General features: G+C 63.0%; 13 protein-coding genes. 9 read left to right on the forward strand and 4 right to left on the reverse strand.

Annotated elements, in window-relative coordinates; translation table 11 throughout:
• Positions 1-366: 366 nt before the first annotated feature.
• Both P3W85_RS43410 and P3W85_RS43415 read right to left on the reverse strand, forming a co-directional pair.
• On the reverse strand, positions 367-1647 hold the full coding sequence (locus P3W85_RS43410; protein ID WP_276269358.1) for a sensor histidine kinase: 1281 nt from the start codon (positions 1645-1647) through the stop codon (positions 367-369).
• 80 nt (positions 1648-1727) lie between these two features.
• A complete protein-coding gene (locus P3W85_RS43415; protein WP_276269359.1) occupies positions 1728-2393 on the reverse strand; it encodes a response regulator transcription factor in 666 nt (221 codons plus the stop codon).
• Positions 2394-2735: 342 nt separating this feature from the next.
• Here P3W85_RS43415 and P3W85_RS43420 point away from each other — a divergent pair, with 342 nt between their 5' ends.
• The 9 genes from P3W85_RS43420 to P3W85_RS43460 all read left to right on the forward strand — a co-directional run bounded on the left by P3W85_RS43420 (position 2736) and on the right by P3W85_RS43460 (position 16192).
• Positions 2736-3383, forward strand: coding sequence for a hypothetical protein (locus P3W85_RS43420; RefSeq protein ID WP_276269360.1), 648 nt, complete (start codon positions 2736-2738; stop codon positions 3381-3383).
• 36 nt (positions 3384-3419) lie between these two features.
• Entirely contained in the window at positions 3420-4394 is a 975-nt protein-coding gene (locus P3W85_RS43425) for a YncE family protein (RefSeq protein WP_276269361.1), read from the forward strand.
• Between the two features lie 31 nt (positions 4395-4425).
• A complete protein-coding gene (locus P3W85_RS43430) occupies positions 4426-5943 on the forward strand; it encodes a hypothetical protein (RefSeq protein WP_276269362.1) in 1518 nt (505 codons plus the stop codon).
• Between the two features lie 121 nt (positions 5944-6064).
• Positions 6065-6790: a hypothetical protein gene (locus P3W85_RS43435; protein WP_276269363.1), complete on the forward strand. Its 726-nt coding sequence runs from the start codon at positions 6065-6067 to the stop codon at positions 6788-6790.
• Between the two features lie 157 nt (positions 6791-6947).
• Positions 6948-9011 carry a TonB-dependent siderophore receptor gene (locus tag P3W85_RS43440; protein ID WP_276269364.1) on the forward strand — a complete coding sequence of 688 codons (2064 nt, stop codon included), beginning with the start codon at positions 6948-6950 and terminating at the stop codon, positions 9009-9011.
• 280 nt (positions 9012-9291) lie between these two features.
• Positions 9292-10650: a TolC family outer membrane protein gene (locus P3W85_RS43445; protein ID WP_276269365.1), complete on the forward strand. Its 1359-nt coding sequence runs from the start codon at positions 9292-9294 to the stop codon at positions 10648-10650.
• A gap of 88 nt (positions 10651-10738) precedes the next feature.
• Positions 10739-11914, forward strand: coding sequence for an efflux RND transporter periplasmic adaptor subunit (locus P3W85_RS43450; RefSeq protein ID WP_276269366.1), 1176 nt, complete (start codon positions 10739-10741; stop codon positions 11912-11914).
• Positions 11911-15006, forward strand: coding sequence for an efflux RND transporter permease subunit (locus tag P3W85_RS43455; protein ID WP_276269367.1), 3096 nt, complete (start codon positions 11911-11913; stop codon positions 15004-15006). Before P3W85_RS43450 ends, P3W85_RS43455 begins: the two co-directional genes overlap by 4 nt.
• Positions 14993-16192, forward strand: coding sequence for a PstS family phosphate ABC transporter substrate-binding protein (locus P3W85_RS43460; protein WP_276269368.1), 1200 nt, complete (start codon positions 14993-14995; stop codon positions 16190-16192). Before P3W85_RS43455 ends, P3W85_RS43460 begins: the two co-directional genes overlap by 14 nt.
• Before the next feature lie 41 nt (positions 16193-16233).
• On the opposite strand, the gene P3W85_RS43465 is transcribed toward P3W85_RS43460, so the two are convergent.
• Both P3W85_RS43465 and P3W85_RS43470 read right to left on the reverse strand, forming a co-directional pair.
• Positions 16234-16770 carry a GNAT family N-acetyltransferase gene (locus P3W85_RS43465; RefSeq protein ID WP_276269369.1) on the reverse strand — a complete coding sequence of 179 codons (537 nt, stop codon included), beginning with the start codon at positions 16768-16770 and terminating at the stop codon, positions 16234-16236.
• Positions 16771-17162: 392 nt separating this feature from the next.
• Positions 17163-18329 carry a GGDEF domain-containing protein gene (locus tag P3W85_RS43470; protein ID WP_276269370.1) on the reverse strand — a complete coding sequence of 389 codons (1167 nt, stop codon included), beginning with the start codon at positions 18327-18329 and terminating at the stop codon, positions 17163-17165.
• Positions 18330-18770 lie beyond the last annotated feature (441 nt).

Genomic DNA, 18770 nt, shown 5'->3' on the forward strand with positions numbered 1-18770 from the left:
CCGGCCCTATGCTCCCGCCTCGGGTGACGGGGATGACGAGTGGCCCTGCCGGTGCCATTGCATGGTGACAACCTACCCAGAGGGCTGCGTGCCAGCTTCATGTCCCCGCCGGTGGCCTCCCAGGCAGCGCTGCCCGCACCGATCTCCACCGCAGGCGTACCAAGCCATGAGAACTGGAGCGGCGTATCGCAGGGCAAGGCCTCCATATCACCAAGACGAAGGTGCGGGACCTCTTGCTTAAGGTGATCGGCTACGACAGCAGCCTGCGCAAGATCAAGCTGGCTGTTGCCCGGCGTTCCGGCGAAATCCTGACACGCGAGCTTTCCCCTGTCAATCGGTGGCACTGAGGCGCTTGCTCGGGCGGATTCAGGCAGCAGCATCGGCAGGGATTTCGATCAGGACGCGCAAGCCACGTCCAGCCAGGTTGGGCCGGGCGAAGATGCGGCCGCCGTGCAATGCGATGATGCTGCGGCAGATTGCCAGGCCGAGCCCGCTCCCGGGGACATCCTTGCCGGGCGTGGCGAAGCGGACGAAGCGCTCGAACATATGTTCGCACTGATCGAGATCGAGGCCGGGCCCCTCGTCCTTGATGCCCAAGCGCCAGGATCCATTGTCCAGCGTGGAGGTTAGGACGATGTGGCCTCCGGTCGGGGAGACATGGATGGCGTTGACCAGCACGTTGAGCAGGACCTGGCGCATCCAGCGCGGCTCGAATAGTGCCACGCCAGCTCCCGCGTGGGTGACCTCGAACACCAGTCCGTGGTGCTCCGCGAGCGCGGTGGCGTCCTGGTTGAATCCATCGAGAAAGGCGGCCGGATCATACGGTTTGAGTTCAAGTGCAATGGCTTGCGCATCTGCGCGCGACAGGAACATCAGGTCCTCGATGATGCGGGTCAGGCGCGCGACTTCCTCCAGCTGAAACTGCACGGCCTCGGCGAAGGCGGGCGGCATGCCGGGCGAGCGCACCATTTGCTCGGCGTTCAGGCGGATCAGGGACAGCGGCGTTTTCAGTTCGTGGGATGCCTCGGAGGTAAAGCGCCGTACCTGCTCGAAGGCGCTTTCGATGCGGTCGAACATCTGATTGAGCAGCCGCGCCAGATCGGATATCTCATCGTGGACATCGCCTACTGGGATGCGTCTGCTGAGGTTATCCTGGCGGATCCCATCGGCAGTATCGCGGATCAGCCGAATCGGTGCGAGCACCAGCTTACTGAGCCAGAGTCCGATGCCAAGGCTCATGACTAGCATGGCAAGCAGCAGGCCCGCGCAGATCTGTACATAGCTGTGCATGACGTTGCGCACAGGTTGCAAGGGGGTCGCTATGGTGGCGGTGAATGGCGTCATCGAAAAGTCTGCCGCCCTGACTTCCCCTATGCCGGGGATGGTTGAACTATATCGGGACTGCCCCGGAACACTCGGAATGGTCTGATCCTGCAGGTTGGTCGAGCGAAACACAACGCCTTGCTGCGGGGCGTCAATATCGATATAGAAAAGTGCCGGCGCTTGATCGGTGGTTTCGCGAATCCGCATTTCGATGAACGGAGCGCTGAGCGTAGAGTAGTCCGGACCCAGGCGCACCGCGATTTGCTGGTACTCGGCTTCATTGAGCAGATCCAGACCGTGCAGGAGGTGATTCTCGAGCAGCAAGTAGCCGGCAGCGAATAGGCCGGCAAGCGTTGCCGTGGCGGCTGCGCCATACCAGACCGCGATGCGAGCACCAATGGAACTCATGCGAACTGGTAGCCCACGCCACGCACGGTCTCGAAGAAGATCTTACCGGATGTGCCTTCGAGCTTGTTACGCAAGCGGCTCATATAAACGTCGATCACGTTGGTGTCGACATCGTGGTGCGAATTCCAGATCTTCTCCGCAATCAGGGTGCGAGTGAGAATACGCCCCCGGTTATGCATAAAAATCTCGAGCAAAGCGTACTCCCGGCTGGTCAGTTTCACCGGTTTTCCATCCAGCGTGACGCTATGATTCAGCAGATCGAGATGCAGTCCTTCATATTCCAGGACTGTCCTTTTGACGCAGAAGTGGCGCCGCACCAGGGAGCGCACGCGAGCACGGAGCTCCTCCATACTGAACGGCTTCGCCAGGTAGTCGTCGGCGCCGAGGTCCAGGCCCTTGACGCGGTCATCCACGGAATCCCTGGCACTCAGAACCAGCACCGGCTCATTGAAACCAATTTCGCGCCACTGGCGCAGTAACTCAAGACCATCGCCATCTGGCAGCCCAAGATCTAGGACGATGGCGTCAAAGGTCGTCTCCGCTAGGGCATCGCGGGCTTCCTGGCAGCTGTGGGCCCACACGGTGGTGTAGTTGCACTCGGCAAGGCCGAGCTTGATGAAATTGCCCAGTCGCGGTTGATCTTCGACGATGAGAACCTTCACGTTGATCGATTCCTTCCCTAGTTCAGTGACATAGCCGCATTACTTTCAAAGCGCCCTGCATAATTTTCAGGTTTTTGCAAATACATGTTGCGATTTGCTTTCGGGAGTCTAGCTGGAAGCGCACTAGTACTGCCATCGGTACAAACCGCAGCCCACTTGCGGCCGCGGAGTTCTTCTCCTGTTCCCACTGCTATCCCCCTGATGTGCCTCATCCTCGCCCATGTTGTTTTCTCCTTTCTATTCCCTTGGTGTTTTCCCGATGCGCGAGATAAAAGTGATTTTAGATACACGCAACTACTCTTTCATTAAAGAATATTTAGTTTTTCTTCAGGGAATGTTCATGTGCGGCGCAGACGATTCAGTTCCGCGGTCCCGGGATCGAAATGCGACGAAACCTGGGAACAGCGCACCTCACTCGTAAACCAAGAAAGGGAGCAAATTGTGGAGACACTAGCAAGAATCGCCTTCGGTGCCGCACTCTGTTTTTCGGCCGCCACCGCAAGTGCCCAGGCTGTGCCCGCCAATGGCACCGTTGGCACCGCCGCCACCCCCAAGAACTGGACGGCGCCGTCGCACAGGATGCTGGCGCAGGCCCTGGTCGACGAGACCATGGCCAAGCACCCGGAATTGCTGAGCCTGACGCTGCAGGGCGAGCCGCCGGGTCACAAGGACGTGCACACCATGTTCGCCGGTTCCTTCCCGGAGCGTATCGGAAAGAAGTCGTCAGACGTGGATTCCCTGGTCATCACCAAGGGCTACTCCATCCTGGACCCGCGCTGGAAAATGAACGACTCACCGCGCAAATCCACCTACCTGCTGCCTTTGCGTGACAAGGCCGGCCAGAACATCGGCCTGGCGGTGATTGTGTTCAAGAACCCAGCGGCGACTAACAAAACGGAGAAGGAATTCTTTCCCGCCGCCGCAGCGATCCGCGACGAACTGGCGGCACGCACGCCCAGCCATGCGGCGCTGTTCGCGCCGATCCAGTAAGCGCGCCGCGCGAAATCAAAGAACCAGGAGACCCTTATGCGATTCACTCGATCCCTTCTTGCTTTGGCGGCCGCGGCCGTTACCGTCGCCATGCCGACTGAAGCGGCGGAGCCGGCGGGCTACCGCGTTGTCTCGAGCATCAAGACTGATGGTCAGGGTGCCATCCAGGGCCTGCGTGTCGACCAGGCGGCGCGCCGACTCTATGTCGCCCGTGCCGGCGCAGTCGAGGTCGTCGATATCGACAGTGACAAGAAGGTGGGGCAGGTCGCGGTGAAGGGCGGTGCGACTGCGGTGGCGGTGGCGTCAGATCTGCGGCGCGGCTTCGCCGCCAGCGCGAGCGATAACAGCATCACCATCTTTGACCTGAGCACTCTGCAGGTACTCAAGACCGTGAAGTCCACTGGCACCGAGCCCTCGGCGCTCGAGTACGAGCCGGTCTCCAAACGCGTCTTCGTTGCCAATGCCCGCGATGGGAAGCTGACCGTGCTCGGTGCGGAGAGCGGCGATATTGTCGGGAGCATCGCGCTCGGCGGCAAGCTGCGGGGCATCGGCTCGGATACCCGCGGTGACGTGTTCGTGGCCGACGTCGAGCGGAATGTCCTGCACGTGGTCAGGACCAAGGATCTGTCTAGCCGGGGCAGCATCGCTACATGGCCGGCCACCAAGCCCACAGCGCTGACCGTCGACGACAAGGAGCGCCGCATCTACGTATCGACCGGCAGCGGCCGTCTGGTGGTGATTGATCCGGACATTGGGCAGATGGTGGGCTACGTCCCGATTGGCAGCGGGGACGCCGGTATCGCAGCGCAGTATGCGCCGAACCGGTTTGTGCGCCTGTTCGTGCCGAGCGCCGACGGCGCCCTTACCGTTGTGCAAAACGCCAAGTTGACCGCGTCGGTGGAGAGCAAGCTGCCCTCGTCGGGTTCCCGCTCTACTGCTGTGGCGGTGGATGGGAAGAGCGGCCGGGCTTACCTGGCTGGCGGTTCCGAAGTCCTGGTCCTGAACAAATAGAACGTATCCATACCCCGGGAGAGAGTGTTTCATGAAGAGCTCAATCATTCGTTTGACGGCCTGCGCGGCCGTCATGCTGGCGGCGGCCGCGACGGCCGCCCCCGTTTCGCCCACCGCCCTGAATGGCAAGTCGGCGCTGTTCGTCGTCGGCGAGGCCAAGAAGGGCCAGCCGAACGACGACGGTCTGATCAAGGAATACCTTGAGTCGCGCGGTGTGAACGTGACGCTTGCCAGCGCCAAGGACAGCGCCGCGGCGGCGCAGGGCAAGGACCTGGTCATTATTTCCTCGACGGTCGATGCGCGCGTGCTGGGCGACCGCTACCGCACCGTGCCAGTGCCGGTGGTGACCTGGAACGCCTACAGCTTTGGCGAAATGGACATGACCGGGAAGGCCTTGCACAAGGATTTCTCGGTGGTCCGCGAGAAGGTCTTCCACAACGCCAATCATGCCGCCTACTATGCATACTCGGTCAGTGGCACGAAGCCGATCAACCAGGCCGCGGGACTGCCGCAGGGCATCTTCGCGCCGCTGACCTTCAGCGCGGGCGAAACTGATCCGAGCTGGGGCAAGCCGACGCTGGCCGCAGATATCTCGGTGTACTTCGAAGGGGATCCGGACAAGGCGGCGGTGTTCTCATACGAGAAGGGCTCGCTGATGGCGCATGAAACCCCCGCGCCCGCGCGCCGCGTCGGCCTGTTCTTGGGCGACAACAGCTTTTCTGTGCTGACGGATGCCACCGGGCCGGCCGCGCAGGATCCCAAGAGCCGGGACTGGTTTGCCGGTCGCAAGGTGTTCGACGCGGCGCTGCGCTGGGCGGTCAGCCCGCCGGACGCGCCGGCGCCAAAGCAGGACGTCGCCCAGTTCGAGTCCAGGCTGGCGAGTTTCGCCAAGGGTAAGAAGGTGCTGTATGTGCGCCGGTTCGACATGCCGTGGCCGGCCAACGAGGCGTCTGACCAGGCGCATCTCGCGTGGTTACGCGGCCTGGGATTCGAAGTCACTGCGGTTGACCAGATGGAGCCTGACAGTCACGCCAAGGGCAAGGACCTGGTCATCGTTTCCGCGTCCACCAACAAGTACAAGATCGGCAACAAGTACTCGGACATCAGCGCACCGCTGGTGGTGCAGGAAGCCAAGGCCGTGGACTCCTTCCACATGGTGGGCCGCCGCCGCAACACGGATTATGGCGTCAACGACCACAAGGAAAGCCTCTATCCGCCGGAGAACTATGTGCAGCTGCTGCGCCCGGCCCACCCGCTGTCGGCCGGCTTCCCCGCAGGCAACTTCAAGCTCTACAAGACGCCTGGAGTGTTAGCGTGGTCGCGCGTGCCGCCGGGCGCCGAGGTCATTGCTTCCATTCCCAACCAGCCAGAACACGGCACTTTCTTCGGTTATGAGAAGGGCGCCTCGATGGCCAACGACCATATCGCGCCGGCACGACGCCTGCTGTTTCCGATGGACGCCACGCGCTTTCCCGACCTGACGGACGAGGGCCGGATGCTGTACGGCTCCGCCTTGATGTGGGTGCTGAGCGCAGCCCAGGGCAAATAGAGCAAGACGCCGGACGGGGCATGCCCGGTCTGGCCTGGTAGGCCGAGCGCTGGAGCGGGCGCCAACGACGCTCAGTCCGAGCCGGCTTCGATTAGATCGCTAAATCCTGGAGACTATCACTATGTCCAGATTCTCGCTTCGCCGCGGCCTGTTGGTCTTGGTGCTTTTGCCTTGCTTTGCCCCGGCCTTCGCCGGGCAGCCGGACGCTGCCGGGTCCATACACGCGACCGTCACCCACGCCGAGGGCGCCGCGCCGCCCCAGGGCTATCTGTCCCAGCTCGCCTCTTGGCGCGCCGCTCGCCTGGTGTCGAATGCGCAGGTACTCGCGGCGCGCCCCGGACAGGACAAGCCTGGCTTCTCCACTATCACGTTGCTCGACTTCCGCAACGAGAAGGCATTCACGCAATGGCACGAACAAGCCAGCAGGCAGCTTGGCGCCAGCGCCAGGATTCGCCGGGCGGACGTGGTGCGCAAGGAGGGCAAGCAGCCGATCGCGTCGGCGGAGCCGGTCTACGTTGTGAGCTTCTACGATACCCTGGTGCCACCCGCCGAGTACAAGGTCTATACCGACCGATACATCGTGCCGAACATGCACAGCCAGCAGGGCTTCGGCGTCATGGGGCGCTATGCCATGTACCTGGAGCGCGAGCCTGGCGGCGCGAAAGGCCGCTCGGTGCTCGTCATGGAGTATGTCGATCAATCCGCCTTCGCGCAGCGCGACGAGGTCAAGAAGAAGGGTAGCAAGGTCCTGCTTGCCGACCCGCAATGGAAGCAATACAACGACATCAAGGGCACGATCCGCACGCACACGTCCGAGGCCGTCGCCTCGGCGCTGAAACTGAACTAAGCCGGCACCCGGGTGCTTCCCGGCGGCCGTCCGCCGCCAGGGGAGGCACGGCGTACCGGGGCAAGCGAACCAGCAGGGCGGCGCTCGAGAAGCGCCGGGAGAATCGGAGACAGGACGCATGAAAACAAGAAAGACGCGACGCCCCGGGCTGACACCGGTGCTGTGCTCGGCGATTGGCTTTGCCGGCATGTGCTTGCCGGTTTGGGATGCGATAGCGGATGATCGCGAGAAGAAAGCCCCCGTAGCGCAAAATGCCGCCGACCCGGCCGGCGACGGTGGCGGGGCGGCCGAGGCAGGTTCGCTGCCGATGACCAAGACCGTGGTGTCCAGCGAGGACATCGAGGACAAGCAAGACGGCTACGCGGAAGCGGTCAAGAACGTCGCGGGCGTGACCAGCAACAATGCACGGGGCACAGCCAACGACAGCATCAAGATCCGTGGAATCCAGCTCAATCTCTTCAACAGTTATCGCCTAAACGGTGGCCTGCCCACCGCGGGCGTGATCTCCTCGCCCACGGAAAACAAGGAGCGCGTGGAAGTGCTCAAGGGGGCGAATGCGCTGATGTTCGGTATTGCGAGCCCGGGCGGGATCGTCAACTTGGTGACCAAGCGCGCGGGCGACAAGGACGTGGCGACGGCGACCACTTCCGGCAATTCCTTCGGCCAGTATGGCGCTGCCGTCGACCTCGGGCGCCGGTTCGGCGAAGACAAGCAAGTCGGCTTGCGCGCCAATGCATCCGCCACGCACTATGAGAATGGCGTCGGCGGGGCTTCCGGCAACGGCAAATTCGTCAGCCTCGCTGCCGATTGGCAGGTGTACCGGGACCTGTCGCTCAAGTTCGACTACGAGCACTATACGCGCGACGTTGCCGAACAGGCACTTATCAACGTGCTCAAGCCCGTAAACGGCGTGATCCAAGTACCGCGCGTGCCGGATCCGACTCGGCTGCTGTCGGGTACCTGGGCTCTCTATAGCCCGCGCACCGACAACTACCAACTTCGCGCTGACTACAAGCTAGCGAAGAACTGGAACCTGATGGCCGAAGCGGGGCAGTCGCGATCCTACCGTTCGCGCTTCACCACGCGTATCGGCAACTACAATCTCGACACCGGGTTGGGAACTGCCACCACCAACATCGTGCGGGACCAGCGCTACGTCAACAAGTTCTACCGCACGGAAATCGATGGCCGCTTTTCCACGGGCATTTTCAAGCATGACGTGACCGTTGGGATTTCCTCCAGCGAGCGCGATGCCAACCAGCCGAGCACCGTCAGCGTTGTCACCGGGCAGCAGAGTATCTATAACCCGACGCCGCTGCCGGCACCGCGCATCCCCACAGCGCCATTGACGTATACGCCACAGCGCAGCAGTGACATCGGCGTCTATGTCTACGATGCCGTGCAGCTGCATCGCCAGTGGAAGCTCCTGGTCGGTTTGCGGGAAACCTTCTATGAGGCAACCAATACCAATGCCAACGGCAGCAAGACGACGTCAAGGAGCCGGACCCGCTCGCCCGCCGTTGGCCTGCTCTACGACGTGTTGCCGCACACCACGCTCTATGCGAGTTACATGAAGGGTTTGGAGGAGACTGGCAGCGCTCCGATTGGTGCGGTCAACCAATACCAGATATTGCCGCCTGCTTCCGCGACGCAAGTCGAGATCGGCTTGCGTACCAGTGTGAACGGCGTGCACGGCAACGTTGCCCTGTTCGATATTTCTCGCGCGAATGCGGTGGTGGACCCCGTTTCCAATATCTTCCGGCTCGACGGGACCAACAAGTTCCAGGGCGCCGAGGCGACGGTGAGCGTGGATATCAACCGGCAGTGGACGGTCAATGCGGCCGGGCAGTATCTGCGAGCGGAGCAGAACCCGCACTTCAACCAGACCCTGCGCGGACTGGTGCCGGAGAATACGCCGAAGCTCACCGGGAATCTCACGGTGGTGCATAAATCGCCCTGGTTGCAGGGCCTGACGGTGAATGCCGGCGTTGCCTACGTCGGACCGCGTTTCGTCAACGCCCTGAACCAGGCCCAGATTCCCGGCGTCGCGCTGTACTCCGCAGGGCTCGGCTATGCCACCCGCATCGCCGGACGCAAGGCGGCTTTCCAGTTGAGCGTCGATAACCTGAGCAACAAGCGCTACTGGAACTCCGTCTCCAGCGGTACCTACGGGGCTGGTATGGAGCGCAGCCTGCGCTTCAATGCGAAGGTCGACTTCTGACGTGGCGTCCTGCTCGTACCGGCCGTTATCGGCAAGTATCGGCAAGTATCGGCAAGTATCGGCGGAACCCGTGCTCCGGCATGGGTTCTGCTGCGCCGAAACTGAAATCTACCTGATGCGCCACGCGGGCTGCCTGTCTGCCGCCTTGTGCCTCAATGGGCGGAAGGGAACCGCGCGTGGCCGCGAGCAAGCGATCCACCGCGAATATGAACACGAGCACGGATACGCGACGCGGCAAGAAGAGACGCGAATTGACTCGAACTCAGACTGGAACTGACGGATGCGCCTGATAACGATCGGCCGCCTTGCGCTGCTGCTGGCTTGTTCGAGCGCGCAGGCCGAAGACCTGCTGGACGCGTGGCGCGCGGCCCGCGCGCACGACGCCTACTTTGCCGCTGCCGGCGACGCTTGGACGGCGGGGATGGAGCAGGCGCAGCAGGGCGACGCCGGGGTGCTGCCGGTAGTCAGCCTGGATGGCAATGCCAAGCGAGTGGATAAGGACTATCGCTCCGGCATGGCGGCCACCAGCAGCAAGCACGGCTTCGGGCAGCAGTACAGCGCCGCAGTTTCTGTGGTGGCGCCCATCTATAACCGCGCGGCCTTCGTCACCCGCGACCAATCTCGCCGCCAGACCGAGCAGGCGCGGTTGCGCTATCTGGCAGCCGAGCAGGAACTGATCCTGCGCGCCGCCAAGGCGTATTTCGATGTGCTGATTGCCCAGGAAAACGTCAACTTGGTCAAGGCGCAGTCCGAAGCCGCGGCGCAGCAACTGGCGCAGGCGCAGAAGATGTTCGAGATCGGCCTGGCAAGCGTGACCGATCGCGACGATGCGCAGGCGCGCTTCGACACCATCATGGCGGCCGGCATTGCCGCGCGCAACGACCTGGAGGTCAGGGCCAATGCCTACCGCACGCTCACCAGCCTGGATCCGGCGCGGGTCAGGTCTATCTCGCCGGCGGTGTCGGAGGCGGCAGTCGCGCCCGAGGCGCTGGTGTCACTGCTGTCGCAGGCGCGCCTTGGCAACCTGACGGTACAGGCGCAGCAGCAGGGTGCGGAGATCGCACGGCTGGAGATCGACCGCTTCCGCCTGGAAAGCTCGCCGGTGCTGTCGTTGGTGGCGTCGGTGGGGCATCAGTTCGATCATGGCAGCATTTCTTCGTCGGGAGGCCGCGACCGCACCCTGAATGGGGTGGTGGGCCTGCAGTTGTCGATCCCGCTCTATACCGGTGGCGCGCGTGAATCTCGGCTGCGGCAGGCCCATGCGCTGGCCGGCCAGCAGGCCAACACGCTGGAAGCCCTGCAGCGCGATGCGGAGCAGCAGGCCCAGCAGTATTTCCTCGATATGGTAAACGGCAGCGCGCGCGTGCGAGCGCTGGAGCAGGCGCGCGCCTCGGCGCAGACCTCGGTGGCGTCCAGCAAGCTGGGCCGCCAGTTGGGCGTACGCACGGTGATCGAAGTGCTCAACGCCGAGCAGGCGTATTACCAGACCCTCTTCAATCTGGTGGTGGCCCGCTACGGCGTGCTGTTCAGCAAATTGCAGCTGGCCGCGGCCATCGGGAACTTGCAGGAACCCGAGCTTGCCAGCGTCAACGCCTGGCTGACTGGGCCGGCCGCTTCCGCGTTGCCAGCTATTCCGTAGCGGCGGTGGAACGCGAACCTCAGGCATGTCCTCCCGAGTCCAACCGCGTTTGCGGCCACTTCCACTCAAATCAAATCCGCACCAAGCCATGATCCGTCTGAAAAAACGAAGCGCGATAGTGCTGGCGGTGCTCGCCGCGGTGGCCATCGGCGCCTGCGTCGCCAATGGCCCTGACCTGCTTGCGCTCATGGCCTTCCGCCCGGCGGCCAAGCCGGAGAAGGCCGCACCGCTGGTCAGCCTGACCACCGTGCAGACGCGCGACCTGCCGGTGAAGATCCTGGCGCAGGGCCACCTGGTACCGCTCAACCAGGTCGATGTCCGGCCCCAGCGCAATGGCACTATTCGCGGCGTGCACTTCAAGGAGGGTGACGATGTCGAGGCGGGCCAGCTTCTGTTCACGCTAGATGCGGCGGATTCAACCGCACAGTTCAACCGCTCGCAAGCGCAGGCCGCGCAGATCAAGGCCCAGCTCGACGATGCCCTGCGCGACTACGGCCGCTCGAAGGAAATGCTGAAATCGCGCTTTATTTCCTCGGGAGCAGTGGAAACCAGTGCCAGCAAGGTCGAGGCCCTGCAGGCCCAATACCGCGCCGCGCTTGCCGATGTGGAGAGCGTTCGCGTGCAGGTGGAGCGCACGCGGATCCTGGCGCCGATCTCGGGCAAGGCTGGTGCGGTCAAGGTGTATCGCGGCACGCTGGCACAGGAGGGCAACGCGAATCCGCTGGTGACGTTGGTGCAGTTCGATCCCATCGGCGTCGAGTTCAATATCCCGGAGCGGCACTTGGCGGCTGTGCTGGCAGCGCGCGCGGGGAACGCATTGACGGTCAGTTTGCAGACGGGCGACGGCAGCGAGGTCGAGGGCCGGGTGACCTTCCTGAACAATACCGTCACGGCCAATACCGGCACCATCAGCATGAAGGCGAGTCTTCCGAACAAGACGCAGGCGCTTTGGCCAGGTGCGTTCGCCCGCGTTACGCTGGGCGCGGGATACAGCAAGGGCGCGATCGTGCTTCCGCCGCAGGCCGTGATCGAAGGACCTGCCGGTCATTTCGTCTATGTGGTGACTGAGACCAGCGAAGTCGGCATCAAGCCGGTGACCCTGCTGTACATCCAGGATCGCCAGGCGGTGGTGGAAGGGCTGTCTGGCGGCGAGCGCGTGGTGCTCGAGGGCAGCCAGAATCTGCGCGCCGGCATGAAGGTCAGGGTGATGGGCAAGGATGCCAGGCGTGCCGACGCCAACGGCGCCGGCGGAGCGGCATCATGAGCATCGCGAAATTCTCGATGCAGCGCCCGGTGGCGATTATGCTGCTGTGGCTGAGCGTGGTTGTCACCGGACTGGTCTGCTGGTTCCAGTTGCCGATCTCGGCGCTGCCAAAGTACGAGACGCCGATCATCGAAGTCAAGGCAAAGCTGCCCGGCGCCAGCCCGGAGAATATTTCGACTTCGGTCGCCACACCGCTGGAGAAGGAGTTCTCAGCCATTCCCGGCCTGCTCAGCACCACCTCGGAAAACATCCAGGGCGAGACCAAGATCCGGCTCGAGTTCTCGGCGTCGCGTGATATCAACGATGCCGCCGCCGACGTCCAGGCCGCCATGTTCCGCATCAGCCGCTCGCTGCCGGCGGACATGCCGACCCCGCCGTCGTACAGCAAGGTCAATCCGGGCGACGCCCCGGTGATCAACGTGGGTATGAGCTCGCCGACCATGCCGATGGCCGAGCTGAATGCCTATATCAATAGCTTGGTGGTGCCGGCGCTCTCGGCCATCGACGGCGTGGCGCAGGTGCTGGTGACAGGCCGCAAGCGCCATGCGGTGCGCGTGGAGGTGGACCCGGACCGCCTCGCCGCGCTCGACCTCACGCTGATCGAGGTGAGCGCGGCGCTGAAGACGGCCAACTCGAATGTGCCGCTGGGCCAGTTCGACAACCGGCGGCAGATGCTGATGCTACAGATGTCCAACCCGCTGATGCGGGCCAAGGATTTCGAGAAGGTCGTGATCGCCAACCGCCAGGGCCAGGTGATACGGCTGGCCGATATCGGGCGGGTGCGGGACGGCATGGAGGATGCGCAGAACACCAGCGAGATCAATGGCGTCAACTCGGTGCTGTTGCAGATCAAGCGGCAGCCCGCAGCCAACACCGTGGAAACCGTGGATGCGGTGAAGGCGCTGCTGCCCAGGCTGCAAGGCCAGTTGCCGGGCTCGGTGCGTATCGAGGTCATGGGCGATCGCTCGGTGTCGATCCGCCACGCAATCCACGATGTGAACCTGACCCTGCTGCTGACCATCGCGCTGGTGGTCATGGTCATCCTGCTGTTCCTGCGTCACTGGTCGGCCACGTTCATTCCCGCAATCAGCCTGCCGCTGTCGCTGTTGGGCACCTTCGGCCTGATGTATGCGATGGGACTGAGCCTGAACAGCATCTCGCTAATGGGCCTGACCATTGCGGTGGGACTGGTGGTCGACGATGCGATCGTGGTGCTGGAGAACATCATGCGCTATATCGAGGAAGGCATGAAGCCGTACGACGCCGCGGTACGCGGCGCCAGCGAGGTGAGCTTCACTGTGATGTCGATCTCGGTATCGCTGGTCGCCGTGTTCATCCCCATCTTCTTCATGCCGGGCACGGCGGGCCTGATTTTCCACGAGTTCGCCATCGTGGTTTCGCTGTCCATCCTGGTATCGGCCGCAGTGGCCCTCACGCTGATCCCGGTCCTGGTGCCCATGACGATGCGCCATGTGCCGGCCGCGACCGAAGTGCCCGCTTGGCTGCGATGGTTCGAGGCTGGCTTCGCGTGGCTGGCGCGGCGCTACGAGCTCGGTCTCGGCTGGGCCCTGGCCCACCGTAAGACGGTACTCGCGGTGGGCTTCGGCACCGTGGTGCTGACCGGCGTGATGTATGCGCTGGCCCCCAAGGGCTTCTTTCCGCAGGAGGATATCGGGCAGATCGAGGCCAAGGTCAAGACCGCCCAGGATATGTCATACGAAGGACGGCTGGCGGTGGTGCGGGAACTGCAGGCCGTGCTGCAGAAGGACCCGGCGATCGAGACACTGTGGTTCAAGGTGGACCACGACACCACCCGCTTCACTATGGACCTGAAGCCGCCCGGCCAGCGTCCGCCGATGAAGGAAGTGGTCGCGCGGCTGCGCAAGGCCACCGGCTTCCTGCCCGGCATCAAGGTGAATTTCAGTCCGGTGCAGAGTCTGAAGATCGGCTCCAGCGGATCGACCAGCGCTTACCAGTACATCCTGCAGTCGATCGGCTCGGATGCGCTGGATCTGTGGGCCGGCCGCATGCATGCGGAGCTGAAAAAATCCGACGTCTTCGTGGGCCTCGAGAACGACTTCGAGAAGGAGGGTCTGCAGGTCACAGTCGCGATCGACTGGGACCGGGCCGCCGCGCTGGGTGTTGACATGGCTGCCGTGCGCAACACGCTGTATGGTGCCTACGGCACGCGCCAGGTGTCCACCATCTATGCCACCGACGGCAGCTACCAGGTCATCATGGAGATGGCGCCGGAGCATCGCCGCGACGAGAGCGACCTGTCCCGCATCTATGTGCGTGGCGCCGGCAACAGCATGGTGCCCCTGAGCGCCTTCGCCACAGCCACACGCGGCAAGGGCACGATGACGGTCCTGCATCAGTCCCAGTTGCCGGCGATTACGTTCTCCTTCGATCTCGCCAACGGCAAGTCGCTGTCCGACGCAACCGCCGCCATCGATGCGGCCCGACAGAAGATCGGCATGCCCAGCAGCGTCTTTGGCAGCTTCGGCGGGCAGGCGGCCTTGTTCGCGGAAGCACAGCGTACCCAGCTGTGGCTGATCGCCATCGCGGTGGCGGTGATCTATGTGGTGCTTGGCATGCTGTATGAAAGCTGGATCCATCCGGTGACGATCCTACTCGGCATTCCGTCGGCGGCGCTGGGGGCGCTGCTCGCCTTGCGGCTGGCGGGGCTGGAACTGACGTTCATTGCCATGATCGGCATCCTGCTCCTGATCGGCGTGGTGAAGAAGAACGCCATCATGATGATTGATTTCGCGCTGGACGCGCAGCGCAATAGCGGCGCATCGCCCGCCGAAGCCATCCGGCAAGCCTGCCTGCTGCGCTTCCGCCCGATCATGATGACCACGCTCTGCGCGATCGTGGGCGCGGTGCCGCTGGCGCTGGGGATCGGCGCGGGGGCTGAGCTGCGCCAGCCGCTGGGCATCGCGATTGTCGGTGGGCTGGTCTTCTCGCAGATGATCACGATCTTTATCACGCCGGTGTTGTACCTGTGGTTCGGCCAGTTGGGCCAGCGCCGCCGGGGCACCGGGACAAGCCGCGTGGCGGCGACGGAGGTTGCCGATGGCATACATTGAAAGCGCTGGCGTCTGTCTGCGCCCGTTCATACAGCGGCTGTTGCCGGCTGTCGCCATGATCCTGGCTGGCGTTGCCACCGCCGCGCCGGCCGGTGATACAGGTGCCGCCAGCTGGGCACGCGAGGGCCGTCCGCTGCCGCGCCCCGAGTTTCTGCAGCCACGGCTGGACGACGCGCTTCCTGTCTACCAGCCTTGTTCTGCGCAGCCATTGCGGGGAGCGCTGGAAGGCAGCGTACCGGCGATCCTGCCGAAGCTCGTGCAGGGCTGGATCGGCGCGTTCCAGCAGCGGCATCCCGGCGTGCGCATCAATGCGCCGCCGCCGTACCTGGCGCCCCAGGGGGCTTTGAGCCCGCCGCTGCGCAAGTTTCTCGATGGCGGCAGCGATTTCGCCCTGGTGTCGCGCGATATGACAGCATCCGATGTGGCGGCGTTCCAGCGTGCGCATGGCGTGCCCCCGCAACCTGTCCCGGTGGTGGGCGGCGCCTGGCGGCACTTCGGCTTTGTCGATGCGATCGGTGTGGTGGTCAACGAGACCAATCCGGTGAAGGCGCTGACGCTGGAGCAGCTCGATGCCGTTTTCTCGAAGAGCCGGCTGCGCGGACACGGGCCCGTGCGCACCTGGGGCGACCTCGGCGTGGCTGCCTGGGCCGACCGGCCGGTGCGTGTGGTGGGCGCGGCGTCGTGGCGCGGCGCGGAAGCGTCGGCGCGGGCCGTCGTGATGCAGGAGCGGGTGCTGAGCGTGGGCGAGGCCCGGGGGCAGTGGCGCGACGACATCGCCGTCAGGGGCACCGAGGCGGATGTGCCGGATCAGGTCGCCGCGGATCCCTATGCCATCGGCTTCACCGGCATGGGGCACCTCGTCGCCGGCATCAGGACAGTGGCCTTGGCGCAGGAACCCGACAGCGTGGCGGTGGACGCTACTTACGAAGACGTTGCGCTGGCGCGCTACCCGCTGGCGCGCGTGGCCTACCTGGTGCCGGCCCGCATCGCCGGTCGCTCAGTCGACCCGGTACTGAGGGAGTTCATCCGTTTTATCCTCAGCCGCGATGGCCAGCGGATCGTGCTGGAACAGGGCGTGATGCTGCCGTTGCGCGCCCCGCAGACGGCGGCGGCGCTGCACCTGCTGGGCGGTGAGCCCGATGCCTGCGGTCCGCCGGAAGTCAATTCACGCGAGATGCCGCAATGACGGCGTCACTGCATCATACGGAAACGTGCCACGAGTGCACATCAAAGGGCAGCGTGCAACACGGTGTAGCCCGGCGCGCGCAGGTAATGCAGATGATCTAGCTCGGACAGCGCCGGATCCAGCCTGACAATGCGCTGGAAGCCGATCCGAACGAAGTACTCCTCGGCGTTGCTGGTAGCCAGCATGGCGGCGATCGCGCCGTGCAGCCGGGCGTGACGGATGACGGCGGCGAGCAGCAATTCTCCTAGGCCGGCGGCATGGGCGCGATCCACCATCGCCATGTCGCTTAGCAGCAGGACTCTGTTCCTAATTTCCGCTTGTACGCAGGCCAGCAGGCCCGCGTTTGCCGGCACTACCCAGACAGAGTCGATATGGTCCATGGAGTGAGCGCGACCGGACACAGGGCAATGCGTAAGCAACTGCTCGATCTCGGCGAGCTCCGTTGGTCTAGCTTGACGCGGACGCATCGGCAAATTCCTATAAGTAGTGATCGGCTCATCCCGCGCGGTTTTTTTGACGTCTAGAATCGGGACGTTTAAGGACTCCAGAGAGGCGTCTTTACATTCGGGATCCAGCATGGCGGACGGCTAGGCAACGCAGCTCTCAGCAGTTGCTCATCGACACCTGAAGGCTAACGGAGCGGCATGAATCCTGTCTGAATTCAGTCTGAAAAACCATTCACGATGCCGTGGCGACGCTGCCTGGGGCAGAGCACAATCCGTAATGATGTAATCACGATACACGTGCGCGGCGTCGTGCACGTATAACCCCAAAACAGGATGAGAGAGTCCACGACGCCTGTCAATGCGCCAGCAGTCGTGGGAAGCAGTCTCCGTGTTCCGCTGAATCTCAATGGCCGGTTTGAAGCTTGTCGGGGGAGTGCACCGAAGGTCGCGGGTTCAAGTCCTGCCTCCGCAACAATACGCAGTATGAAAGTCCGCTCGGTTGGCGCCGCGCGGGTTTTCGCGTTTCAGACATTGCTTAACTCTTCGAGTTGAGATGCGTCGCAGACAGACCGCACCACGCGATTTCGGCCGGCCAGCTTTGCTGCGTAGCAGGCACTGTCCGCAGCGCGAATCCATTGGTCCCAGGGCTGGTTGCTGGCGTCGACCCATGCGACGCCGATGCTCACCGTGACCTGGACCTGCGTGTTGGCGGCATCGACGGCCATGGCTTCGACGCGTTTTCGCAACCGCTCCGCGATTTCCCCAGCCTTGTCCGCGCTGACTTTGGGCAGATAGAGCGCAAACTCCTCGCCACCGAATCGCGCGAAGGCATCACTCGTGCGCAGACTACCCTGAACGGTTCTGGCGAAGGTGGTCAACACCTGGTCGCCCACGGGGTGGCCGAAACGATCGTTGATCAACTTGAAGTGATCGAGATCGAGGATGGCGACGGCACTACCGGGGAGCGCCTTGGCTGGCAGACGGGAGAGGAACCACCGCCGATTGCCGACACCGGTCAGGATGTCAGTCTGCGCCGCGAGCAGGAGTGCTGCCTCGGTGCGTTCACTGACCAGGGCTATCACGAGAAGTGCGATCAAGAAATTGCAGAAAATCTGCAGGAAAAGGGCCGTGGCCAGGTCGAACGAGTTAGCGATGTTGCCGACGACAAAGATGAGACGAGCCGCTTCGATTGCCGCACTGGTTGCCAGGCAGACAATCAGGGGGAGCCGCGAGGGGAGCGGATCACTGAGGCGATCTCTCCAGAGTTCGAAGGCCGAGGCGGCGAGAAAGTATACGGCGGTGAGATGGTAAGCGCTGGCTCTCAGGGCGTCGACGAATGGAAACTGAGTGATGATCCCGACAATGAGCCATCCCAGAGGGACGGAAAGCATTAGCCAGCGATAGATCCCGCGCCGTCCACTCACGCTGCGTATGCCTCCCCAAACCAGCACGTAGCCCGTGGTGCCGAGCAGGAGACCAAGATGCGCCCACAGCCATTGAGGCAGAGTGGCCTGCTTACCCAGGGAGGATAGGGTGGCGCCAGCAGCCAATGCGCTGAACGCAATGGCCAGCATCGCCAACCCGCCTGGCTTGGTGGATTTCCGACGGGAGTTCAAGATGCCAAAGGCGCCCGCCAATACCGAGGTATCGTGAAGCAGGAGGGTCGTGGCCAGATCAATCGTGATGCGCATAGGTCCGACGACCAGAGCGTACGCCGCCGAAGCCGCAATTGAAAAGGGATGCTTTGCTAAGCAAAAGCATGCGGCGGGCAGATCACCGAGCGCAACAATGTATTACCCCGCGCAGGAGGGGTGGTGTCGAGAATATTGCGCCAATTATTTATTTCATGCGTTTTAAAGATAAAAAGTTATTAGGTCGAGACCGGCGGCGCTACGCAGAGCTGTCGGATTTTTGATATGACTTGTAGTCGCGAGCGTGCGCCTAGCTTAAAAAAAATGGCCGAAACGTGTTCTTTGACTAGTATAAATTATTTGGTAAATTCATGAAAAGCGATGAGCGAGACCGCTTTGGATAGCGCAATCCTTGAGGTGAAAAAGAGAAAACCCGTCGAAGCTTGCCATCCAATCTTAAACCGGTGCAAATATCTAACAGGTTTAAACCCTCGGGATCAA

The organism is Cupriavidus basilensis (assembly GCF_029335485.1).
GTDB lineage: Bacteria > Pseudomonadota > Gammaproteobacteria > Burkholderiales > Burkholderiaceae > Cupriavidus > Cupriavidus basilensis_E.